The following is a 23,104-nucleotide window of genomic DNA, read 5'->3' on the forward strand; positions in this document are numbered from 1 at the left end:
TGGCGTGCGGAGCCCGACGGCCGGTTCCGCCTCCACCACGCGGCCGATGGGGCGGCCGGCGCCGTCGATGACGGTGGCCGCCCGCTCGTCCGCGTGCTCGCGGGCGGAGGTCTCGTCGTACCCGGCCACGAACTCCACCCGACCGTGGGCCCGCCGGTACGTCGGCTCACCCCCCTCGTGCAGCGGGCCATGTTCCCCGTCGTCCTCGACCGCCTCGGTGCCATGCTCGATCCTCTGCGCGGCCCGCCCCAGGGCCTGGCGGTAGTGGGGGACGTGGGCCTGTCCCAAGGGCCGTAGTGCACGCCGCGCGTGCCGAGGTGTGCGAACACTCTGCGCGGGTAGTCCGCCTCCAGGCGTCGGCGTTCGTCCTCGGTCAGCTCGGCCGGGTCGATCGTAGTGCCAGTGCCAAGGCCGTGAACTTATGGCTCAGGCTGGGTTGTCACGTACCAGGCACGAGGAGCCCACATCGGCCGGACCAGCTGCAAAGCCACCACCGGCATCGAAATCCTCGCCCCGCCGGCCCTTGACAACCCGGCCCAACCACCGACTTCACGGCCTTGGTCTAGTCGTCCATCGCCGCGCCGTACCGGGCGTTCTGGTAGGGCGCGCCGACCGAGCCGCCGCCGTACGTCCAGCTCCCCGGCAGCTTGAGGCCGCCGGCCCCGGCCGAGAACACCCACACCACGCCGTCGTCGGTGTTCTCGCCGGGGGCTCCGGCGAGCAGACCGTAGGAGCCGTCGCGGTTGGGGTCGGTGAAGGAGACCTGCCCGCCGAACCTGTCGGCCTTCTCGGCGGTGCCCGGGACGCCCGCGGTGTTCTGGTTGATGTCCAGGACACCGGTCGCGGTCAGACCCCTCGCCGAACCGCGCAGCACCCACACGGCCCCCGCGTCGGCGACGCTGCCGATGTCCTCTCCGGGGGAGCCGATCGCCACGTCGGCGTACCCGTCGCGGTTGACGTCGCCGACGGACAGGTCGGCGCCGAAGCCGTCACCGCGCTCGGCGACGCCCGGCACACCGGGGTTGTCCTGCGTCCACCAGTACGGCGGGGTGCCCGGTCCCTCCTGGCCCACCAGTCCGTCCCGGCTGCCGTGGTAGACGCCCACCAGGCCGCCGTTCACGAACTCGCCGCCGTCGTCGGGGCTCTGCGGCTCGCCGGTGACAAGGTCGTCGAAACCGTCGCCGTCGATGTCGCCGGAGGCGACGACGGGTCCGCCACGCAGGGCGGTGACGGGCAGCGGATCGATGTCGTCGCTCAGGATGACGTACGACCAGCCGTGGCCCGGCTCGTTCCCCAGGCTGACACCGGAGACGACGAGGTCGGCCAGGCCGTTGTCGTCGTAGTCCCCGGTGGTCAGCGACATCGGCGCGATGCCCGGCCCTTGGGCCTGCCGGGCGGGCGGCATGCGCCGCCGGTCCTCGAAGGGCGTGAACGAGCCGCCGCCCTTGCGGGCCGCGGCCTGCGGCGCGGACTCGTACTGGTAGACGGAGAGCCCCACCGTGTCGATGACGGCGAGCAGGTCACCCGGGACGTAGGTGGTGAAGTGCCCCGCGGCCAGTGCGGTGCCGAACCGCTCGCCCTTGGCGGGGCTGACGGACTGCAGCCACTCGCTCGCGGTGCCGGACAGCCCCTTCGCCGAGCCCCATAGGATCACGGTGCCGCCCGCGTCGGCCCCGACGCCGTTCAGGTCCTCGCCGGGGATGCCGACGACGGCGTCGTCGTAACCGTCCCCGTCCAGGTCGCCGCTCGCCACGGCCCGGCCGAAGGCGTCGCCGGTCTCGGCGGCGCCGGGCACACCGGAGGTGTTCTGGCTGAAGACCCTGGCGCTGGTGGTGACCCCCTTGGGGCCGCCGTACTGCACGGTGACGACCCCGGCGCCGGACCGGCCGCCCACGGTGGCGCCGGGCGCCCCGGTCAGCACGTCCTCGTACCCGTCGCCGTTGAAGTCCCGGTTGCGGTCGCTCGCGTGGGTGCCGCCGGGGGTCCCGGCGACGGACGCGGGCGCGGTGGCGACGGCCGCACCCGTGATGAGGAGAAATGACGCCGCGGTGACCGCAGCCGAACGGTTCTTGCGCATGAGCGGCTCCTTCGCTCACGTACGACCGGGCGGTGCGGGGGTGTCCGGAAAGAGCCCGTTTTCCTTGTCCGGCGCGGTGTATGACACGCCGTGGGACGGAATGGTTGTGCGGAACGCGACACGGAGACGGCGCGGTCGGGCACGGCCGGCCGGCCTCGTGGTGCCGGTGACTTCTCTCGGTGGGCCGGTGCGCACTCCCCCGCGGCCCGCGCCGACCTGGACGACCCGGGCCGTCGCAGCGCTCGGACGCACGCACACGGGTGTGCGGTACGACGTGAAGGCACCCGTTCACATCTGGTGTGCCGCGGGCGCGGCAGCCCCCGTGTCCGCAGGGCTCGTTGCCACCACCGTGCTCGTGCCCTGCTTCTTGGCGCTCTGGGCGACGAAGGCCCCCGCCAGCACGAGCGTGCCGCCGACGATCTGCGGCGTGCCGAGGTGTTCGCCCAGCAGCACCCACGCGAAGACGGTGCCGACCACCGCCTCCAGGCAGGCGACGACGCCGGCCACCTGCGGCGACAACCGCCGCACGGAGACCACGCCGGTGAGATAGGCGAGCACCGTCGCCACCAGCACCACCCAGCCGACGAGCAGGATGGCGGGCACGTCGGCATCGCCGAGGGCCGCCTGCCGGGTGAGCGCCGACCAGTCCATCGACCACGGGCGGGAGACCGCCGTCAGCACGACGGCGCCGATCGTCAGGCCGTACGCGATGACGGCGACCGGGTCGGGGGCGTCGTCGCCGTCGCTGCCGTGGTCGGCCAGCACGAAGTAGCTGACCTGGCAGCACGCGGCGCCGAAGGCGAGGGCCAGGCCCAGAGGGTCGAAGGCGAGCCCCGACCACACCTCGACCACCGCGGCCATGCCGCCGACGGCCAGCACGACCCCGATCGCGGCGGCCCTGCTGACCGCCTTGCGCTGGACGAAGCGCACCCAGCCCAGCAACAGCGCCGGGCCGAGGAACTCCACCAGGATCGCGACGCCGACCGGGATGCGGGAGATCGCCGCGAAGTAGAGGGTCTGGACGCCCGCGACGCCGAGCAGGCCGAAGCCGAGCAGCAGTCCCGGGCGGCGCAGCAGGAGCGACCGGTGCCGCACCACCACGGGCAGCATGACGAGGGTCGCCCCGGCGACGCGCAGCCACACCACGTGCAGCGGGTCGAGCCCCGCCTCGATCAGCGGCTTGGCCACCACCCCCGAACCGCCGAACGCGAACGCGGAAACCAGCGCGAGCCAGAGCCCCGCGTTCCTCCCCTGAGAGACATGCATCGGGCCATGATGACAGCTCGCGACAGGACCGTCATCCAGGTAGTGGCTGTCACTCCCGCCACCGTTCCGCACGCCACCACCGACGTCCGGTCGGGCCCCGACCTCGGCCCTCGGCCCGGGTCCGGCTCGGGGGTGGGCCGGGGTGTCTGCCGTCACGCCTCAGCAGTCCTCAGGGCCAGAGCAGTCCCCGCGTCCAGCCGCCGGGTGCGGCGGGGTCGCGGGTGTAGAGGAGGCGGACGTGGTCCTGGGCGGGGGCGGCCTGCCAGAACTCGGCCTCGTCGGCGACCAGGCGGTAGACGGTGTGGCCCCGCGGCACGTCGTCGGGGTGGGCGGCGACGTGCTCGGCGGCCTCGCGCCGCGCCTCCTCGTAGGCACGGCGGCTCTCCAGCGGGGCGCTCGTCACGCCCGTGAAGCCCGCCACACGGGAGACTTCGCGGCGGCCGAGGAAGTCCTGGCGGGCGGCGGACCGGTCCAGGGCCTCGACCGGTCCGGTCACCCGGATCTGCCGGCCGTGCCGCGGCCAGTACCAGCTGAGCGCGGCGTAGGGGCGGTCCGCCAGGTCGCGGCCCTTGCGGCTGGCCGCGTCGGAGGCGAAGTGGAAGGCGGGCAGGCCGAGGTCGACGCCGCGCAGCATGAGCACCCGGGCCGAGGGGCGGCCGTCGGCGCCCGCCGTGCTGAGGGTCATCGCGTGCGGCTCGGGGACGCCGTCGTCGAGGGCGTACGCCAGCCAGCGGGCGAACAGCGGCCCTGGTTCCGGTCCGGCGGCGGCGGGATCGAAGGCGGGCAGGGGTCCGGCGAGGACGGGCGCGGAGCGCATGCGCTCCCGGAGGGCTTCGGCGGTCACAGGGGCCAGGTCGTCAGTCACGTCCCGATCCTGGCACGCGGCCGTCCGGTGCGTCGGATGCGCGGCGCACCGGACGGCGGCGGTGGGGCCCGTCAGGCCGGGAGGCGGAACTGCTGGTTGGTGGCGCCGGTGCAGGACCAGATCTGCAGCCGGGCGCCGTTGGCGGTGGACTTGTCGGTGACGTCCAGGCACTTGCCGGAGGCGGGGTTCACCAGGCTGTCCCCGCTGCCGCGCTGCCAGACCTGGGCTCCGGTGCCGTTGCAGTCGTACAACTGGACCTTGGTGCCGTTGGCGGTGCCGGCGGCAGTGATGTCCATGCACTTGCCGAGGGCGCGCAGGGTGCCGTCGGTGCCGACCGTCCACTGCTGGGCGGCGGTGCCGTTGCAGTCGTACATCTGGACGGCGGTGCCGTTGGCGCTGCTCGCGGCGGCGACGTCGACGCACTTGCCGCCGAGGCCGGTCACCTGGCCGGTGGAGCCGGTGGGCGGCGGCGTGGTGCCGCCGCCGGTCACGGTGTTGAACACGGACGAGAACTGCCAGGCGCTCTGCGGGGTGCCGCTGCAGTTGTCGGAGAGCTGCCCGTTGGTGGCGCAGGCCTTGTCACGTCCGATCGCCCAGAAGGCGAGTTCCTGGATGCCCTTGGACGTGGCGAAGGCGGCGAGCGTGGCGGCGTTGCCGGTGGTGAAGATCTCGCTGGTGTCGTCGTTGACCCCGATCATCGGGGTGTTGCCCTCCATCGCCCACAACTGGGCGTCGGACTTCTCCGGCCAGATGGCGCCGAGCTGGCCGCGCAGGGCGGTGGCGGCGTCGGTGGCCGCCTTGCCCATGTCACGGGTCCCGTCGTAGTAGTCCATCGTCATGATGTTGACGAGGTTGACGTTCAGCCCGTTGCTCTTGGCGTTGGAGAGCAGGTTCTTCCCGTTGTCGTCCAGTCCGTAGGGCATGGCGGGCAGGGTGTACTGGACGTCGAGCCGTCGGCCTGCGGCCGCGTACTCCTGCTGGAGCTGGGCGAGCGCCTTGTTGCGGCGGTCGTTGGCCGCGGTGTTGCCGAGCGCGCCGCCTTCGATGTCGAGATCGATCCGGGTGAGGTTCAGGGCGTCGACGACCTTCTTGTACTGGGCCTTGAGCGCGGACACGCTCGTACAGGACAGGCCGATCTCGGTGCCGGAGGCGCCGCCGAAGGAGACGATGACGTCGCCCCCCGCGGCCCGCAGGGAGTTGACCGCGGAGGTCCAGCCGGCGTCGGTCACGGAGGTCTCGCCGTTGAACAGGGCGTTGCAACCGCCGCCGTCGATGACGAAGGCGAGGGTGAAGTACTTCAGGCCCGTCGCGTTGCGGACGTCGGTCATCGCCGAGGGCGAGTTCCAGGTCTCGACGTAGGGCGCGGCGTAGTGGGCGGGGAATCCGGGGCCGGGGTTGGCGGCGGCGCTCGCGGTGCCGCCGGTGGCGACGACGGCGGTGGCGGCCAGCGCCAGGACGGCCGGGGCCGCGGTGAGGGCTCTGACGGCGGATTTCAGCACGGGACGGCTCCTTCGTGTGCGCCACCGGGGCGGCGCGGGGTGTGGGGGGACAGGCCGCTGGGAGCGGCCGGCGGGGGTGGTGTGGGCGCGGGGCCGCCGCCGGCCGGCAAGCCCGGCGGCGGGTCCCGCGCGTCGTCGTCCGGTCGTCAGGGACCGGAGACGAGGTTGGCCACGTTGGTCGCGGAGTTGGACGGGCCTCCGCTGTTGTTGATGACGCGGCTGATGGTGCCCGTGCCTCCGAGGGAGACCGTCACCATGCTGTGGAAGCGGACCCCGGACACCGCGGGGGCTTCGAACGCCCGGTCGGCGACGACGGACGGGTTGACGTTGAAGTAGCAGTAACTGCCCAGGCCCCAGGCTTCGTGGCTGGTCACCGAGGGGCTGACCTTGTACGCGTCGTAGCCGCGCGTGGAGCCGTTCATCCAGGCGGCCTGGTTGGGCGGGTCGTACGGCATCTCGTTCTGGAAGAAGTAGGTGCGGCCGCCGTTGCCGTTCCAGATCACCTGGTGCTGCTGGTAGTGCTCCACGAACAGCCCGTACATCGTCACGTTCGTGCCGTTCACGATCAGTCCGTTGGCGGCGGTGTTGGTGTTCCAGCCCACCCCGCTGCCGTGGTCTGCGCGCCACAGCCACAGGTGGTCGCCGATGACGTCCGAGCTGTTGACCACCAGGCTCTGCGTCGCCTTGCCGACGCCCGCCCCGCCGATGCGGAAGAAGACGTCGTGCAGCGAGGTCGGGTCGGTGGTGTGCCGTGCGGCCGAGGCGGCGGGGCCGACCTGCATCAGCGTCTGCGAGTTGGCGGTGCCCGCGTCGATGAGCAGTCCGGCGATCTTGACGCCGTCGACGTCCGCGACGTTCACCGCGGTGATGCCGTTGTCCGGGACGAGGGTCGCCAGGCCCAGACCCAGGACGACGGTGCCGGCGCGGTTGACGTTCAGCGTCTGGTTGAGGTGGTAGACGCCTGGCGTGAACAGCAGGTTCTTGCCCTGCCCCAGCGCGCCGTTGATGTCGGTGGCGGTGGCGCCGGGCTTGACGACGAAGAACTGGTCGAGCGGCAGCGAGCTGCCCGCCGGGTTGCCGCCGGCCCAGGTCGTCCCCTGCGTGTTGGTGCGCAGCGACGGGACGAAGACCTTCCAGGCCCCGGCCGAGTCGACGTACAGGAACGGCTTCTCCCGGGTCACCGGGGACTGCGCGACGGTGGTGTAGGGCGGGTTGGGAAAGCTGTTCGCGGGCGCGCCCACATCACCGACGAAGACCATGTTCCAGTTGGAGCCGGTCCAGCTGCCCCACTGGCTGTTCCGCGACAGCCACTGCTGCTGCGAGCCGGAGCGCACCTGGCCGTCGATCCTGGAGTCGGCGATCAGACCGCCGCTGGACCAGCCGCCGTCGTCCAGCTGCAGGTTGCCGCGGACGTGCATCCGGCGGTACGGGGCCGCCTGGGAGACGGCCCATCGGTCGGTGCCGCCGGAGGGGTTGACGGACAGGTTCTCGGCCGAGCGCCAGAAGTTCTGGGTGGCGTTGCCCTGGAACCAGTCGGCCTCGGCGTGGACGGCGCCGTTGATCGTCACGTCGTCCGGCGACAGGCCGAGACCCGCGACCTGCGTGTAGAAGCCGACGTTGGCGTCGACGCTGTAGCTGCCGGGCTTGAAGAGCAGGGCGTAGCGCTGGGACCCGAACTGGTTGGACTCCTGCTGGCCGAAGACCTGGTTGAGGCGGCTCTGGATGGCGGCCGAGGACATCGACGGGTCGAAGACCGAGACGTTCGGGCCGAGATCGGGGGTGCCGGGCGGGTTCTGCGGCGCGTCGACGGAGCCCAGGCTGAAGGACTGCGCGGCGGTGCCGTTGCAGGTGAACTGCTGGATGCGGGCGCTGTCGGCGGTGGAGGCGCCGGGCACGTCGAGGCACTTGCCGCTGTTGCGGTTCACGAAGTGGTAGGTCCCGCCGGCCTCCTCGACCGGCAGCCACTGCTGGTTGGCGCCGTTCGAGTACGACCAGAGCTGGACGGGCGCTCCGTCGGCGGCGGAGACGTCAGTGACGTCCCAGACCTTGCTCGCGTCGTTGCGGTTGTCGACGCGGACGTAGCCGTCGCTGGTCGGCTGGAACCGCCACTGCTGCGCGGCGGTCCCGTTGCACGCGTACTGCTGGACCGCGGTGCCGTCGGCGGTGCCCGCGGCGGCGGCGTCGACGCACTTGCCGCTGTGCTTGGCGGCGACCGTCACCCAGCCGGTGGGGAGGGTGGCGGCCTGGGCCTGCGGGGCGGTCAGCACGACGACGGACAGGCCCGAGGCCAAGAGCGCGCCCAGGGCGAGCGGTACGACGCGGCGCCGGGCCCGGCCGCGTCCGGGGACGCCGCGGGGCGGCGATCCGAGGATTCCCATGAAGACTCCTGTGCCGCGCGGGGCGCGGCGCCGTGGGGGTGTGAGCGGGCATGCCGAAGCGTGCGACGGCATACCGCGAAGGCATGACGAAGGTGGGGGACGGCCGGGCGCAGGCGCCTGGCCATGTATGCGACAGCAGCTCAAAGGGCGGTGCGCCCTTTCTTCACGGCGTGAAGTTAGGCTTTTGTAGCGGACGCGTCAAGAGGTCGCACGATGGGACCCGTCACACCCCGGATGGGCGGCGCCGCCTCGCCCCGGATGTCCGCAGGGGTGTTCGGGCAGTCGGCGGCCGTACGGAAAGGCCGACTGGGCGGGATGCGACACCGCAGGTCACACCAGGTGAACGCACCCCGGCGGACCGGCCGCCCCACCGCTGCGGCTGCCGGGGACCGGCGGCTCGGGGCCTGAGGCTCCGAGCCGCCGTCGGGCGTCGCCGCTGGGCGCAGGCCCCTGTTCGATGGCCACGACTGGTCTGTACCAAAGCCTTGACGACGCCCTTCTTTTCTTCCTTAAATCACGAGTGGAAAGAAGGCCTCCCCTCGTCTCACCGCACGGCTCCACGCTCCCCCACCGGCACCCCACCGCGTCCGCCGACCGGGAAGGACCTCCCCCCATGAGCCTCATGACCCGTGCCCCGAGCGCCGTAAGGCGCGTCGCCTCCCGCCTGTTACTGCTGCTCGCGGTCCTCCTGGGCGTCGTCGCGGCACCCGCCACCCCGGCGCCCGCCGCCGCCCCCTTCAAGGTGCTGGCGTTCTACAACGGCACCTGGGACGCGGCCCACATCGACTTCGTCAAGGAAGCCAACCAGTGGTTCCCGCAAGCCGGAGCCGCCAACGGCTTCACGTACACCTCGACGACCAACTGGAACCTGCTGACCGACGCCAACGCGCTCAAGCAGTACCAGGTCGTCCTCTTCCTCGACGACGCCCCGAAGAGCGCCGCCCAGCGCGCCGGCTTCGAGGCGTACATGCGCGGCGGAGGCGGCTGGATGGGCTTCCACGTCTCGGCCTGGACCGACAGCGCGCAGAACTGGCCCTGGTTCTACAACCAGTTCCTCGGCAGCGGTAACTTCCGCTCCAACACCTGGGGACCGACGACCGCCCTGCTCCGCGTCGAGGACCGCTCCCACCCCGCCACCTCGCACCTGCCCGCGACGTTCACCTCGTCGGTGAGCGAGTGGTACAGCTGGAGCAACGACCTGCGCGCGAACCCGGACATCGACATCCTGGCGTCCGTCGACCCGGCCGGCTTCCCCCTGGGAACCGACCCCAACCAGACGTGGTACAGCGGCTACTACCCGATCCTGTGGACCAACACCAACTACCGCATGCTGTACGCCAACTTCGGCCACAACGCCATGAACTACAACACGAACACCGGCCTGTCGTCGACCTTCGCCAGCGCCACCCAGAACACCTTCCTCCTCGACGGACTCACCTGGCTCGGCACCGGCTCCACGGGCGGCCCGGCCCCCACCGACCCGATCTCCGGAACGTCCTGGTACTCCCTGGTCAACGCCGGCAGCGGCCGCTGCGTGGACGCCCGCGCCGCCGCCACGGCCAACGGCACCGTCATCCAGCAGTACACCTGCAACTCCACCACCGCGCAGGACTTCCGCGTGCTGGCCACGGACAGCGGCTACACACGGCTGGCCGCCCGCAACGACACGACGAAGGCCGTGGACGTCACGGACGTCTCCACCGCCGACAACGCCCCGCTCCAGCTGTGGACGTACGGCGGCGGCGGCAACCAGCAGTGGCTGCCCGTCGCCGAGTCCGGCGGGCGCTACCACTTCACCGCCCGCCACAGCGGCAAGTGCCTCACCGCCCCTACCGGCGACCCGAGCGGCACCCCATTGGTCCAGCGCACCTGCGACGGCTCGGCAGCGCAGTCCTTCCAGCTCGTCGTCCGTCCCTGACCCGGGCGACGGGATCCCGGGCCGCCCCGCTCCGGGGCGGCCCGGCACCTCAGGCGCCGGCGACGCGCCTCGAGGGCCCATGCCGCCCGGACCACGGGCTTCGGCCATACCAAGAAACGCCGTCGGCCCAGACCCGCGTGTCAGAGCCGACGGCGCCTCGCGGGGCTCAGTCCTCGTCCGCGAGAATCAGGTAGAGCTTCTTGCGGGCCTCGTTGACCACGGCCAGCGCCTTGTCGCGCTGCTCGGGCGTACCGGTCGCCCAGACCTGCCGGAAGGCGTCGACCAGACCGGCGCCCGCCTTGCGGATCTCGTTCATGGCCTCCCAGTCGATGCCGCGCCCGGCCTCCTCCCAGGGGGCGTCCGGCCCCGCCTCGGCTTCGCCGCGCCCGGCCTCGGTGAGCGTGAAGAGCTTCTTGCCGCCCTCCGACGCGCTGCTGATCAAACCCTCGTCCTCGAGCAGTTGCAGCGTCGGGTAGACCGAGCCGGGGCTCGGCTTCCACGCGCCGCCGCTGCGCTCGGCGATCTCCTGGATCATCTCGTAGCCGTGCATCGGCCGGTCGGAGAGCAGCGCCAGGATCGAGGCACGCACGTCGCCGCGCCGCGCCCGTCCGCGCGGGCCTCCCCTGCCGCCCCGCCCGCCGTGCCACGGCCCGGGACCCCAGGGCCCCCCGCCGAACGGCGGTCCGAACGGGCCGAACGCCGCGCGCCGCCCCTCCTGTTCATGGTCGCCGCGGCCGCGATGGCCCGGCCCGAAGTGTCCGTGTCCACGGGAACGCATTGCTTACGCTCCTTCCATCGCCGTACGGTCACGATGCTCCAACGATATATCGGAACCGATCCCACAACAAGGCTGGGTCGCCCCCTGTCAGTCGGTCTGGCGATAGCGTGATTCTCATGACGGCTGAAGACGAGGCGCTGACCCGCGGAATGGCGAACGCGGGGGCGGTCTTCCGCCGAGGGGAGTTGGTGGAGCGACCGGCACCGCGCAACGCGCGCGCCCTCCATGCCTATCTCAGTGCGCTGAAGGAGCACGGCTTCGACGCGGCGCCGACCCCTGTCGGTCTCACCTCGGATGGCCGTGAGCAGCTGACTTTCATCCCTGGCGACGTGGCTCTACCCCCGTTCCCGGACTGGGCGATGACGAGTTCTGCCCTCGGATCGGTGGGCAGCCTGCTGCGGCGTCTGCATGAGTCCAGCGCGGCCGTCGCGGTCGACACCCGCGCCGAGTGGCCCCCGGACCTCGCCGACCCGGAAGGGGGAAGGATGTTGTGCCACAACGATGTGTGCCCGGAGAACGTCGTCTTCCGTGACGGTCGTGCCGTGGCACTGATCGATTTCGACTTGGCGGCCCCGGGCCGTGCCCTTTGGGACATCGCCATGACCGCCCGTTATTGGGTGCCCATGCTTGATCCCGAGTCTGCGGCCGCTCTCCATCCCCACGGGCTGGATGCGGCCGCACGGCTGCGGATTCTTGCCGACGGCTACGGCCTCTCGGCACAGGACCGCGCCGAGCTGCCCGGCGTCATCGAGCAGGCCACGGAGGTCTGCCGGGCCTTCGTCGCCCACCGTGCGGCCGGCGGAGACCTCGTCTATCTCCGGGCATTGGCCGACCGTGGTGGATGGGAACGCTGGGACCGCATGCAGGCCTGGCTGGTGGACCATCGTCAGACGTTCACGGCTGGCCTGCTGGATTGACCGGCCCGGACGTTCGACCCTTGTCCGTGTCCGAAGCGGTAGTTGCGACGACGGGGCGCGGCCCCGTGCGTGCGACACCCGGTTACGGCATAAGCTCGGCAGATGGCGAAGTACTTCGACGTGCACCCCGAGAACCCCCAGCCGCGCAGCATCGCCCAGGTCGCCGACGCGGTGCGGTCGGGAGGACTCATCGCATACCTCACCGACTCCTGTTACGCGCTGGGCTGCCGGCTGGGCAGCAGGGACGGCATGGACCGGATCCGTTCGATCCGCCACCTCGACGACCGGCACCACTTCACGCTGATGTGCCGGGATTTCGCGCAGTTGGGCCAGTTCGTGCAGGTGGACAATGACGTGTTCCGGGCCGTGAAGGCGTCCACGCCCGGCAGCTACACCTTCATCCTCCCGGCCACCCGTGAGGTGCCGCGCAAGCTGCTGCACCCGAAGAAGAAGACCGTGGGTGTGCGCATCCCGGACCATGTGGTCACCCAGGCATTGCTGGCCGAAATGGGCGAGCCGCTGCTGTCCAGCACACTGCTGCTGCCTGACGAGGAGGAGCCGATGACTCAGGGCTGGGAGATCAAGGATCGGCTCGATCACGTGGTGGATGCCGTGGTCGACTCCGGGGACTGCGGCACCGAGCCGACGACGGTGATCGACTTCTCCGGCGGCGTGGCAGAGATCGTACGGCGGGGCGCGGGAGACACCTCGCGATTCGAGTGAGGCCACGAGGCCGGTCACCACCTGGCCTGAGTCTCGACTCAACCTCGTCTGTAGTGTGCCTCAATGACACGAAGCGAGCGGCTCGCGGAGCAGTTGGACTGGTACTGGCGCAAGAACCTGCGGCCACGGCTGGACGGCCTTACCGACGAGGAGTACTTCTGGGAGCCGGTGCGCGACTGCTGGAGCATTCGCCCACGTGGCTCGTCGGCCGCACCGATGTCGGCAGGGTCGGACAAGTGGACGATGGACTATGCGTCCCCTGACCCGGCGCCGGCACCGGTGACCACGATTGCCTGGCGGCTGGCGCACATCATCGTCTCGTGCCTGGGCTATCGGGTCGGATGGTACTTCGGCGGCCAGGACGTCGACTCCCGGACATTCGCCTACGCGGGAACCGCTGACGAGGCGCTGAGACAGCTCGATGAGATGTACGGGAGATGGAACGCGGGGGTCCGCACGCTCTCGGACGCTGATCTGGACAATCCGCCCATGGTAGGTCCCGAGCGGTTCCCCATGGAGAACAGAATCCTGCACGTCAACAGGGAGCTGATCCATCACGGCGGCGAGATTTCCCTGCTGCGTGACCTCTACCGTTGGCAGGACGGAACCGTCCCGCACCGCACATGACGTTCGACAACCGGCGATCGGGTTTCGGAGACCTACGTGGACTCCGTGACGCTCCACGGCTGCTGCCGCCGAGAGGCCTCACGGTCTCTCACCTCGATCTGCAGGAGGGTCCGTCACGAACTGACGTGCCCTGCTGCAGATCGGGAGGAGAAGGACCGGAGGGGCCCCCGTGGGTTCGGTTCGGGCAGGCCTCCCCGCGCATTGTCAAGCCCCGTCGGCCGTGTTGTTCGGGCCGTCACCGGAATGACCGCGGCTCACTGCTCGGACCCACGCGACGACGGTGCCGGGGTCGACCGGCCGGGTGGTGTCGACATGCAGGGTCGGGCCGACCTGGAGTGGCAGTGCCGTGCGTCGCCAGCGCTCCCAGTCGTCGTCCGTAAGCAGGTCTCCGTGGATCGGATGGCGTGGATGCCGGGCTTCGAAGCGACGTCGGGCGGTCTCCAGCGGGACGTCGCACCAGATCTCCACGACAGCTGGATTGTCGGCGCGGTTCAGGCCCCGCAGGACGAAGCCGCGAGAGTCGGTCGACCAGCAGGATTCCAGGACGGCGCCGGCAGGTGCGTCCGCCAGCAGCGCCCACATCGTCTCGCTGGCGGCAGCGCCGAGTGAGGCGTTCCAGCGTCGTTGCGGCGAGTCGGCCCTTTCCGCCCCCAGGACATCGGCGTGGGCCTCCTTGATCACGTCTTTGCAGAACAGCGGCAGCCTCAGGTGACGGGACAGGGTGCGGGCCAGGGTCGTCTTCCCCGCGCCGGGAAGCCCGTTGACCAGAACCGCGAGGGGACCGGTCATACCGCCGCCGCCTCAGGGCGCTCGACGAGCCGGCCGTGTTCGAAGCGGGCACCAGCGCGGCCACCCGTCTCGTCCTTCTCGTTCGCCAACTTGGCTATGCAGGAGCTGATCTCAGCCTCCAGCGCGGCGGCCGGCATCCGCCGGGCGCCCTCGCGGACGACCTCGTCCAGCAGGGAGCCGCCTCGCGTGGTGCCGTCTTCGTCGACCACGGTGTGCACAGGGCGTGCCTTCCCGGCCGACGCTGCAACGTCGGCCTACTCGATGGCCATCGGCGGATCATTCGGGAAGGTACGCCCTCCGCGTTCCTCCCGGAGCCGATCCACAGGTCTTGAACATTGCTCCGTGGGCTGTCCCCGCGCCTTCGCCTGCGCCCGAACCGAAGTCGAAGCCCTCATAGACCCTTCGGCGGTGGGGCCGTGACCCTACGGGTGGGGGGCGCGTGGCCCCGTGCGACCAGCGGGCGGCCGCCGTCGTCCGGCAGGACAACGATGTACAGCCAAAGGTCGTCGCGTTCTGCGTCGACCGAGGTGCCGGGCACAAGCCCCCCACGCGCGCGCTGGCGCGACCCACCGCCCGCCGTGGCATGCGGCGCCCGGCGTGACCCACGGCCGGGCACTGCCGACGAGGGCCCCGCACACCCCGCCACCAGGCCTTATCACGTCCCGACGATGCCGTCTCACCGAGGGTGTCGCCGGGCCGACTGGCATGAGCGGCGCCGAGGTAAAAGACTGCGAGTAGCAGGCACCTGTACCCGATGCCGGACAGCCCCACCCACCCCATCCGGATCGCTCGCTCGGACGTCGGCCGAGACGGTCTCGCCTCGGCTCCCCGCTCGACCGCTTGCGGTCCGCACGTTTTATGGAGCCGCCATGGCGGACATGCCGGTCGACCTCCTGACACCCGACCCCAACCCCCGCCGCGACGGCCCGGGCCCCGGACACGACGCGTCCGCGGTCGCCGGCCGCGAGCGCGTCATCGCCGAGGTCCTCGCCCCGGTGGTGCAGGTCGAGCAGGTCCCGCTCGACAGCAACTTCTTCACCGACCTGGGCGCCGACTCCATGGTGATGGCCCGCTTCTGCGCGCGGCTCAGGAAGCGCGATGACGTGCCATCCGTCTCGATCAAGGACGTCTACCGGCACCCGACGGTCAGGAGCCTGGCGGCGGCCCTCGCGGACGCTCCTCCCGTTGCCGCCCCGGCGGCCGCGGCCGCGGCCCCGGCTGCCGCAGCCCCGCCCGCCACGTCCCCGGCACAGGAGGCTTCCGGGCCGGGCGCGCGGGGAGGACCGTCCGGTACGCCGCACTATGCGCTGTGCGCGGCGCTGCAACTGCTGTTCTTCCTCGCCTACTCCTTCGCGGCGGCCGTCGTCCTGGCGGGCGGCGTGGACTGGATCGCGGACGGCTCCGGACTGCTCGACACCTATCTGCGCGCGGTCGTCTTCGGGGCCGCCGTCTTCCTCGGCGTGTGCGTGCTGCCGATCGTCGGCAAGTGGGCTCTGGTCGGCCGGTGGAGTCCTCGGGAGATCCGGCTGTGGAGCATCGCCTACGTCCGCTTCTGGTGCGCCAAGACGCTGATCCGGGCGAATCCGCTGGCGCTGTTCGCCGGGTCGCCGGTCTACTCCCTCTATCTGCGGGCGCTCGGCGCGCACATCGGACGGCGGGTGACGGTCCTCACCCGCCATGTCCCCGTCTGCACCGATCTGCTCACCATCGGCGACGGATCGGTGGTCCGCAAGGACTCCTTCCTCAACTGCTACCGGGCGCAGTCCGGGGTCATCCGGACCGGGCCGGTCACTCTCGGCAGGGACGTGCTGGTGGGCGAGGCGACGGTGCTCGACATCGAGACCGGCATGGGTGACGGCTCCCAGCTCGGCCACTCCTCCTCGCTGCACGCCGGCCAGTGGGTGCCCGACGGTGCGCGATGGCACGGGTCCCCGGCCCAGCCGACCGAGGTCGACTACCGCAACGGCGCCCGTCCCGCCCGCTGCGGCCCCGTCCGCCGGGCCTGCTACGGGGCCACACAGGTGCTGACGGCTCTGATCGCCTACGTGCCCCTGGCCGTCGGCGGCGGCGCCCTGCTGATCTCCGCGATACCGCAGTCCAGCACGCTGCTGCGGCCCGAGACCGTGGCGCTGACCGGTTGGTCGTTCTACGCCGACGCGCTGGCCGTCTCCGCGATGTTCTTCTTCGGCGCCGTCGCCCTCGGCCTCCTGCTCTCGGTGGCCCTCCCGCGCCTGCTGGGCCGCTTCGTCCGGCCGGGCAGGGACTACCCGCTGTTCGGCTTCCACTACGGCGTGCACCGCGCCGTCGGTTTCCTCACCAACCGGCGGTTCCCCAAGGTCCTGTTCGGGGACAGCTCGGCGATCGTGCCCTATCTCAGCCGCCTCGGCTACGACCTGGGCGACGTCGAGCAGACCGGCTCCAACTTCGGGCTCACCGTACGGCAGGACGCCCCCCACCTGACCAGGGTCGGCCGGGGAACGATGGTCGCCGACGGGCTGTCGGTGATCAACACCGACTACACCGGCTCCTCCTTCCGCACGACCGAGGTGTCGATCGGCCCGCGCAACTTCCTGGGCAACTACATCCCCTTCCCCGCCGGGGCGAGGGCCGGCGACAACTGCCTGCTGGCCACCAAGGTGATGGTCCCGCTGGACGGGGAGGTCCGTGAGGGCGTCGGCCTGCTCGGCTCGCCCAGCTTCGAGATCCCCCGATCCGTCCTGCGGGACAGCAGGTTCGACCATCTCGTCGAGGACCGCGCGACCTTCCGGCGCCGCCTCGCGGCCAAGAACCGGCACAACGCCGCGACCATGGCCCTGCACCTGGGGTCGCGATGGCTGTTCTTCTTCGCGGTCACCCTGGTCGTGTCGGCCGCCGCGGACCTCTATGACACGCTCGGCGCCGCGGTGATCGCGCTCGCCAACGTCCTCACCGTGCTGTTCGCCGTCATCGGCATGGTGCTGACCGAACGCGCCACCGCGGGCCGGCGGGGTCTGCGCCCGCTGTACTGCTCGATCTACGAACGCCCCTTCTGGCGGCACGAGCGCTACTGGAAGATCACCAACCCGACCGAGGCGATCGCGGTGTTCAACGGCACGCCCTTCAAGCCCCTGGTGTGGCGGCTGCTCGGCGTCCGCATCGGCAGCCGGGTCTTCGACGACGGCTGCTATGTTCCGGAACGGTCGCTGGTGGCGATCGGCGACGAGTGCGTCCTCAACGAGGGCACCCGGATCCAGTGCCACTCGCAGGAGGACGGCACCTTCAAATCGGAGCGCACCGCGCTGGGCAGCCGCTGCACCGTCGGCGTCGGCGCCCTCGTCCACTACGGCGTGACGATGGGCGACGAGGCGGTCCTGGCCCCCGACTCCTTCCTGATGAAGGGCGAGGAGATGCCGGAACGGGCCCGCTGGGGCGGCAACCCGGCCCGCGAACTGCGGGCCGCCGCCACGGTCGGCGCACCCCGCTGAGGCTGCCCCGCCGGGATCGTCGGCCTTCCGGCGGCGCTCCGCGCTCCCCCTCACTGCCGTGAGGAGCTGCCGGTGCTGTAGTTTCCCATGGGCGTCACTTCCGGCGCCCCGCGCCTTGTCCAGCCGGAGGATCCGCACGATGTTCGGCCTCAGCGAACTCGCCCTGCTGCTCATCGTGGTCGTCGTCCTCATAGGCATCAGGAAGCTCCCGGACCTCGTCCGCTCCGCGGGGAAGGCGACCCGCATCCTCAAGAGCGAGGCCGCGGCCGCGGACGACGACCCGGCGCGGCCCGGCCCCCGGGTCATCCGGGCAGCCCCCGGGGACGTGATCCGAAGAACGGACGAGACGGGCGGGGCAGGCCGCTGAGCCTGCTCCCGCCGCGCGGCCGCAGGCGAAGGCCTGGACGCGGAAGCCAGGACGCGCGGAAGCCGACCCGTCCGTCCGCCGGCGGGCGGGCGGCCGGTCCCCACGTACGGGAAGCCCCGGCGCCCCCGCTCACGCCGAAGCCCCTCGGTGCCGCGCTGCCGAGCGGCCCCGGCGGCCGGGCGGCCTCGCGCGAAGGCGCCGGGTGGCGACTCAGGCCGCCGCCTCCGCCTCCCCGGCAGCCGCCGTGGCGGGGCCGACGAGTTCCTCGAGGACGTCCTCCATGGTGACGTAACCGAGCAGTGTGCCGTCGTCCTCCGTGACGGCCGCGAGGTGGGTGCCCGCCGCCCGCAAGGCGGTGAGCGTGTCATCGAGCGGGGTGGTCGGGCGGAGCCGGATGACGGGGTGGAGGGCGCTGCGGGGGAAGGCCCGGTCGCGCTCGGCCGCACCGAGGGTGTCCTTGATGTGCAGGAAGCCCAGGACGCCTCCGTCGGCGCCGGTGACGGGCAGCCGTGAGAAGCCCGACGCGACGGCGGTCCGCTCCAGCTCGTCCGGGGTGACCCGCTCACCGACGGTGACCATGCGCCCGGCCGGCACCAGGATCTCCCCCACCGGACGGCTGCCCAGTTCCAGGGCGTCGCGCAGGCGCTCGCCGCCCGAGGCGTCGAGCAGGCCCGCGGCGCTGGAGTCCTGGACCAGACGGGCCAGTTCGTCGTCGGTGAAGACCGCCGCGACCTCGTTCTTCGGCTCGACACGCAACAGCCGCAGCAGGGCGTTGGCAAAGGCGTTGACACCGAAGACCACCGGCCGCAACGCGCGGGTGACGGCCACCAGCGGTGGGCCGAGCAGCAGCGCCGAGCGCTCGGGAGCGGCCAGCGCGATGTTCTTGGGCACCATCTCGCCGACCAGCATGTGCAGATAGGTGGCCGCCGTCAGGGCGATCACGAACGAGATCGGGTGCACCAGTGCGTGGGGGACGTGCGCGGCCTCGAAGCCCGGCTCGAGCAGGTGCGCGATGGCGGGCTCGGCGACCGCGCCCAGCACCAGCGAGGAGACGGTGATGCCCAGTTGCGCGGTGGCCAGCAGGGCGGACAGGTGCTCCAGACCCCACAGCACCGCGCGGGCGCGCTTGTCGCCCCCTTGCGCGCGCGGCTCGATCTGACTGCGCCGTACGGAGATCACGGCGAACTCACCGCCCACGAAGAAGGCGTTGGTCAGCAGGGTGAGAGCGCCGACGGCGAGTTGCAGCGCGGTCATCGGGCGTCCTCCGTGATGCGTGCCACCCGGACCCGCTCGGCCACGTGGTGGTCGACGGTGAGCACGGTGAAACGCCAGCCGTCGACCTCGGCGGCGTCGCCCCGGGCGGGGATCCGGCCGAGGGCGGCGGCGAGCAGACCGGCGACGGTCTCGTACGGGCCGTCGGTCGCGGTCAGGCCGATTCCGGCGAGCTGGTCCATCCGGACGTTGCCGTCGGCCTCCCAGGAACCGTCGGCGGCGGGGGCGAGGTCGGGCCGCTGCTGGGGGTCGTGCTCGTCGCGCACGTCGCCGACGACCTCCTCGACGACGTCCTCGACGGTGACGACACCGGCCGTGCCGCCGTACTCGTCGATGACGACGGCCATGGTGCGGCGGCTGCGCAGCCGGTCGAGCAGCCGGTTCACCGGCAGGCTGTCGGGGACGAGCAGCGGAGCGGTGGCCAGGGCCGCCACCGGTGTGGCGGCGCGCTCACCGGCCGGGAGGGCCAGCACATCGCGGATGTGGACGGTGCCGACGACCTCGTCGAGGCTGTCGCGGTACACGGGGAAGCGGGACAGGCCGGTGGACAGCGACAGAGCCGCGGCGTCGGCGGCGGTCGCACGGGTCTCCAGGGCCCGCACGTCCACGCGGGGGGTCATCACGTTCTCCGCGGTCAGCTCGCTCAGGTGGAGCGTGCGGACGAAGAGCTCGGCGGAGTCGGGTTCCAGCACGCCTTCGGCGGCGGAGTGGCGGGCCAGCGCCCGCAACTCGTCCGGCGTGCGGGCGGAGGCCAGTTCCTCGGCCGGCTCCAGACCGAAGCGCCGGACGAGGCGGTTCGCGGTGTCGTTGAGGTGGTTGATCAGCGGTGAGAAGGCGGCGGTGAAGCCGCGCTGCGGCCCTGCCACCACCTTGGCGACGGCCAGCGGGCTGGAGATCGCCCAGTTCTTGGGCACCAGCTCGCCGATCACCATCAGAACCACGGTCGAGACGAGGACGCCGAGGACGGTGGCGGTCATCGACGCGGCCCCCTCGGGCAGGCCGACGGCCTCGATCGGACCGCGCAGCAGCACCGCCAGGGACGGCTCGGCGAGCATGCCGATGACCAGTGAGGTCACCGTGATGCCCAGCTGCGCGCCGGACAGCTGCAGGGTCAGCCGCCGCACGGCCTTGAGGGCGCCGTCCGCGCCGCGCTCACCGGCCGCGGCGGAACGTTCCAGCTCCCCGCGCTCCACCGTGGTCAGGGAGAATTCCGCCGCGACGAACACCGCGCAGGCCAGGGTCAGCAGCAGCGCCAGCAGCAGAAGCAGGACTTCGGTCACCGTGTCACCCCCCTTCCCACTCCTCGGCGGGCCTCTCGGGGTATGACACGGTCGGTACTCGGGGGATGGTCCATCGCGGGAACCGCGGCTCCTTCTTCGTGCTGGGTACGGTGTCGTCAGCCCATGGTAAAGGAAGCACAAAAACAGCCGCCGAACGGAGGCGGGCCCGTTCCCTCCACCCCTCCCACTCCCGCGATCAGCCGAAGCCCGCTCGGCCATGCGAGTGTCTTGGGAACTTCTTTACCTGACGCGGTAGTTCTGCGGGTGGCTCGCACGGGGCCGACGGAACCACGGATGAAGGAGTGAACGCCGCGATGGTGTGCCCACGGCTGCGCGGAGCGTTCGGGTCGGGCGGCCCCTCCAGGCACCCGGTGCCGCCGGGCGGCCCGGCCCTGCGCGGCGGCGCCCCGCCCGGGCGGTTCCGACGAGTCCTGTCCCGCTGGGTTCCCGGCGGGCCGTGCCGAGAGCGGCGGCACGGCCCCTCCCCCGCGGGCGCCGGCCCACCCACCCGTCCGGTCGTCCCCACCGCCACCAGTAGCGCAAACGACCGCATGTCACGCCCCCGAGCGGCGCCGCCGGGCCGTGCCGCCCCGACCATCCGTGGAGTCACCCCCCGATGTCCTGGTTCGAAGCCGCCGTCCTCGGCCTGCTGCAGGGACTCACCGAGTTCCTGCCCGTCTCCTCCAGCGCCCACCTGCGCGTGTTCTCCGCCCTGGCCGGCTGGAAGGACCCCGGCTCCGCCTTCACGGCCGTGACGCAACTGGGCACCGAGACCGCCGTGCTGATCTACTTCCGCCGCGACATCGCCTCGATCGTCACGGCCTGGACGACGTCCCTGTTCGTGCCCGAGCGGCGCAAGGACCCCGACGCGCGCATGGGCTGGTTCGTCATCATCGGGACCCTCCCCATCGCCGCCCTCGGCGCCGCCTTCCAGCACAGCATCGAGACGTCACTGCGCGACCTGCGGATCACCGGCACGGTGCTCATCGTCTTCGGACTCGTCCTCGCCGTCGCCGACCGCACCCGCGCCGTCCGCCACGCCAAGCCCATCAGCGAGCTCACCCTCCCCCACGCCCTCGGCTACGGCCTCGCCCAGTCCCTCGCCCTCATCCCCGGCGTGTCCCGCTCCGGCGGGACCATCAGCGCCGGACTGTTCCTCGGCTACAGCCGCGAGGCAGCCGCCCGCTACTCCTTCCTGCTGGCCATCCCGGCGGTACTCGCGTCCGGCGCCCTGGAACTGACCAAGATCGGCGAAGGGGCCGCACCAGCCTGGGGACCGACACTGCTCGCCACAGGCATCGCCTTCGCCGTGGGCTACGCCGCCATCGCGTGGTTCCTCAAGTACGTCTCCACCCACAGCTTCACGCCGTTCGTGGTCTACCGCGTCCTGCTCGGCGTCCTGCTCATCGGGCTGGTCGCCGCCGGTGCGGTCGCCCCGGGCGCCGGGGACGTGGGCTGACGCTCCCCGGCTCGGCTCCGCCTCGTGCGGTGGCTCAGTCGTCCGGTGCGTCGTCGTCGCCGTGGTCTCCGTCGCCGTGGCCTCCGTCGCCCTTCCCGGCGGACAGGGAGACGGCCTGAGGCGACGCGCTCCCCAGCCCCCGGGTCGACGTGGCACTGGGTCCGTCGGTGGGGGTCGTGGCGGAGCCCTTCTCCGGTGCGAACCAGGCCATGCCGAGGAGGACGGCCACCACGAAGGCCACCGCCCCGGCGATGGCGCTCGCGACACGGGGCCGGTAGTGGATGAACTCGCCGGGGCTGCGACGCTGCGCCGGGGCGGCCCGCCGCCTGGTCGTCGACCGCGCGGAGTGCGCGGACCGCGTCGCCGGCGGCGCCCCGAGCGCCGCCGTACCGGCCGCCCGGTTGCCGGCGCCGTTCGGGGTGCCGCGCGAGGGGACGTCGACCGGCGGCGGGGCCGGGTGGGCACGCCACGCGTCGGTGCGGAACCAGTCGGCCACGTCCTGCGCCGTCGGCCGGTCCTCCGGCTGCTTGGCCAGGAGCCCGAGGAGGTAGCCCTCGAAGGCGGAGGGCACGTCGACGCCCAGGTGCGAGGGCGGCACGGGCGCACTGTCGATGTGCTGGTAGAGCAGGGCCGTCGCGCTGTCCCCCTGGAACGGCGGACGGCCCGTCAGCAGCTGGTAGAGGACGCACCCGAGGGCGTAGACGTCGGAGGCCGGCCCTGCGGTCCGGCCCAGGGCGCGTTCGGGGGCGAGGTAGAGGCTGGTGCCCACGATCTGACCGGTCATCGTGAGCCCGGCGGCCGGATCGTCGACGAAACGGGCTATCCCGAAGTCGCCGATCTTCACGGACCCGGTGGCGTCGAGCATCAGGTTGCCGGGCTTGATGTCGCGGTGGACGATGCCCTGCTGATGGGCCGCGGCCAGCCCCGCGGCGGCCTGCGCGGCGACGACCGCGGCGCGTTCGGCGCCCAGCAGATGGCCGGCCTCGAGCAACTGGGCCAGGCTGTCGCCTTCGACCAGTTCCATGACGAGGAAGAACCGCCCGTCCCAGGACCCGAAGTCGAAGACCGCCACGACGTGCGGATGGCCCAGACGCGCCGCCGTCTGCGCCTCGAGCCGGAAGCGCGCGGCCGCCGAGGGGTCCGAGCCGTCGCCCAGCAGGAGCTTGACGGCCACGGGACGTCCCAGCACCTCGTCGGTCGCCCGCCATACCTCGCCCATGCCGCCGCGGCCGATGGCCGCGTCCAAGCGATACCGATCCGCCACCAGCACGTCGTACGACCTCGATCCCGCGAGCCAAACCAGACCCCCCTTAAGGTACTTCACCCGCGCACCAGCGATGACCTGCGGCCGCGGCGGCCGGGGACGCGCCTTTCGCCGGGCCCCGGTCCGGCCGGGGAGGGGCGCCGAGCACGTCGGCCGCCGCC

General features: G+C 71.9%; 19 protein-coding genes. 8 read left to right on the forward strand and 11 right to left on the reverse strand.

Translation table 11 applies throughout. The features are described 5' to 3' along the window. Positions 1 to 93 precede the first annotated feature (93 nt). Positions 94 to 297, forward strand: coding sequence for a hypothetical protein (locus ACRWND_RS17550; protein WP_431950321.1), 204 nt, complete (start codon positions 94 to 96; stop codon positions 295 to 297). A 265-nt stretch (positions 298 to 562) separates the two neighbouring features. Here the strand turns inward: ACRWND_RS17550 and ACRWND_RS17555 are convergent, their stop codons facing one another. The 5 genes from ACRWND_RS17555 to ACRWND_RS17575 all read right to left on the reverse strand — a co-directional run bounded on the left by ACRWND_RS17555 (position 563) and on the right by ACRWND_RS17575 (position 8,085). Next, positions 563 to 2,077 (reverse strand): FG-GAP repeat protein, encoded by a 1,515-nt coding sequence (locus tag ACRWND_RS17555; RefSeq protein WP_431950323.1) that lies wholly within the window; start codon positions 2,075 to 2,077, stop codon positions 563 to 565. A 288-nt stretch (positions 2,078 to 2,365) separates the two neighbouring features. Beyond that, positions 2,366 to 3,343 (reverse strand): EamA family transporter, encoded by a 978-nt coding sequence (locus ACRWND_RS17560; protein ID WP_431950325.1) that lies wholly within the window; start codon positions 3,341 to 3,343, stop codon positions 2,366 to 2,368. Positions 3,344 to 3,512: 169 nt separating this feature from the next. After that, a complete protein-coding gene (locus tag ACRWND_RS17565; RefSeq protein ID WP_431950327.1) occupies positions 3,513 to 4,208 on the reverse strand; it encodes a pyridoxine/pyridoxamine 5'-phosphate oxidase in 696 nt (231 codons plus the stop codon). 71 nt (positions 4,209 to 4,279) lie between these two features. Further along, entirely contained in the window at positions 4,280 to 5,707 is a 1,428-nt protein-coding gene (locus ACRWND_RS17570) for a ricin-type beta-trefoil lectin domain protein (protein WP_431950329.1), read from the reverse strand. Positions 5,708 to 5,853: 146 nt separating this feature from the next. Continuing rightward, entirely contained in the window at positions 5,854 to 8,085 is a 2,232-nt protein-coding gene (locus ACRWND_RS17575) for an RICIN domain-containing protein (RefSeq protein ID WP_431950331.1), read from the reverse strand. 622 nt (positions 8,086 to 8,707) lie between these two features. Here ACRWND_RS17575 and ACRWND_RS17580 point away from each other — a divergent pair. Beyond that, on the forward strand, positions 8,708 to 10,003 hold the full coding sequence (locus ACRWND_RS17580) for a ThuA domain-containing protein (protein ID WP_431950374.1): 1,296 nt from the start codon (positions 8,708 to 8,710) through the stop codon (positions 10,001 to 10,003). Positions 10,004 to 10,169: 166 nt separating this feature from the next. Here the strand turns inward: ACRWND_RS17580 and ACRWND_RS17585 are convergent, their stop codons facing one another. Then, entirely contained in the window at positions 10,170 to 10,781 is a 612-nt protein-coding gene (locus ACRWND_RS17585) for a PadR family transcriptional regulator (protein ID WP_431950333.1), read from the reverse strand. Positions 10,782 to 10,897: 116 nt separating this feature from the next. Between ACRWND_RS17585 and ACRWND_RS17590 the strand changes: the two genes are divergently transcribed. From ACRWND_RS17590 to ACRWND_RS17600, 3 genes are all read left to right on the forward strand, one after another. Beyond that, complete coding sequence (locus tag ACRWND_RS17590; protein WP_431950335.1) at positions 10,898 to 11,698, forward strand: phosphotransferase; 801 nt, start codon at positions 10,898 to 10,900, stop codon at positions 11,696 to 11,698. Between the two features lie 102 nt (positions 11,699 to 11,800). Then, positions 11,801 to 12,421: an L-threonylcarbamoyladenylate synthase gene (locus ACRWND_RS17595; protein ID WP_431950337.1), complete on the forward strand. Its 621-nt coding sequence runs from the start codon at positions 11,801 to 11,803 to the stop codon at positions 12,419 to 12,421. Positions 12,422 to 12,484: 63 nt separating this feature from the next. Next, on the forward strand, positions 12,485 to 13,048 hold the full coding sequence (locus ACRWND_RS17600) for a DinB family protein (protein ID WP_431950339.1): 564 nt from the start codon (positions 12,485 to 12,487) through the stop codon (positions 13,046 to 13,048). A gap of 204 nt (positions 13,049 to 13,252) precedes the next feature. Here ACRWND_RS17600 and ACRWND_RS17605 read toward each other — a convergent pair whose 3' ends face one another. Both ACRWND_RS17605 and ACRWND_RS17610 read right to left on the reverse strand, forming a co-directional pair. Next, complete coding sequence (locus ACRWND_RS17605) at positions 13,253 to 13,837, reverse strand: AAA family ATPase (RefSeq protein ID WP_431950341.1); 585 nt, start codon at positions 13,835 to 13,837, stop codon at positions 13,253 to 13,255. Further along, the gene (locus ACRWND_RS17610; RefSeq protein ID WP_431950343.1) at positions 13,834 to 14,055 is read right to left on the reverse strand and encodes a hypothetical protein; all 222 of its coding nucleotides are present in this window, start codon (positions 14,053 to 14,055) and stop codon (positions 13,834 to 13,836) included. The genes ACRWND_RS17605 and ACRWND_RS17610 overlap by 4 nt, the downstream gene beginning before the upstream one ends. A gap of 651 nt (positions 14,056 to 14,706) precedes the next feature. Between ACRWND_RS17610 and ACRWND_RS17615 the strand changes: the two genes are divergently transcribed. After that, positions 14,707 to 17,301 carry a Pls/PosA family non-ribosomal peptide synthetase gene (locus tag ACRWND_RS17615; protein ID WP_431950345.1) on the forward strand — a complete coding sequence of 865 codons (2,595 nt, stop codon included), beginning with the start codon at positions 14,707 to 14,709 and terminating at the stop codon, positions 17,299 to 17,301. Positions 17,302 to 17,440: 139 nt separating this feature from the next. After that, entirely contained in the window at positions 17,441 to 17,668 is a 228-nt protein-coding gene (locus tag ACRWND_RS17620) for a twin-arginine translocase TatA/TatE family subunit (RefSeq protein ID WP_431950347.1), read from the forward strand. A 210-nt stretch (positions 17,669 to 17,878) separates the two neighbouring features. Here ACRWND_RS17620 and ACRWND_RS17625 read toward each other — a convergent pair whose 3' ends face one another. Beyond that, positions 17,879 to 18,922 (reverse strand): hemolysin family protein, encoded by a 1,044-nt coding sequence (locus ACRWND_RS17625; protein ID WP_431950349.1) that lies wholly within the window; start codon positions 18,920 to 18,922, stop codon positions 17,879 to 17,881. Then, positions 18,919 to 20,220, reverse strand: a complete 1,302-nt coding sequence (locus ACRWND_RS17630) for a hemolysin family protein (protein WP_431950351.1) — start codon at positions 20,218 to 20,220, stop codon at positions 18,919 to 18,921. The genes ACRWND_RS17625 and ACRWND_RS17630 overlap by 4 nt, the downstream gene beginning before the upstream one ends. 616 nt (positions 20,221 to 20,836) lie before the next feature. Here ACRWND_RS17630 and ACRWND_RS17635 point away from each other — a divergent pair. Beyond that, entirely contained in the window at positions 20,837 to 21,679 is an 843-nt protein-coding gene (locus ACRWND_RS17635; RefSeq protein ID WP_431950353.1) for an undecaprenyl-diphosphate phosphatase, read from the forward strand. Positions 21,680 to 21,713: 34 nt separating this feature from the next. On the opposite strand, the gene ACRWND_RS17640 is transcribed toward ACRWND_RS17635, so the two are convergent. After that, complete coding sequence (locus ACRWND_RS17640) at positions 21,714 to 22,898, reverse strand: serine/threonine-protein kinase (RefSeq protein ID WP_431950376.1); 1,185 nt, start codon at positions 22,896 to 22,898, stop codon at positions 21,714 to 21,716. Between the last annotated feature and the right edge of the window lie 206 nt (positions 22,899 to 23,104).

Source organism: Actinacidiphila sp. bgisy167 (assembly GCF_965342175.1).
In the GTDB taxonomy this organism is placed as follows: Bacteria; Actinomycetota; Actinomycetes; order Streptomycetales; family Streptomycetaceae; genus Actinacidiphila.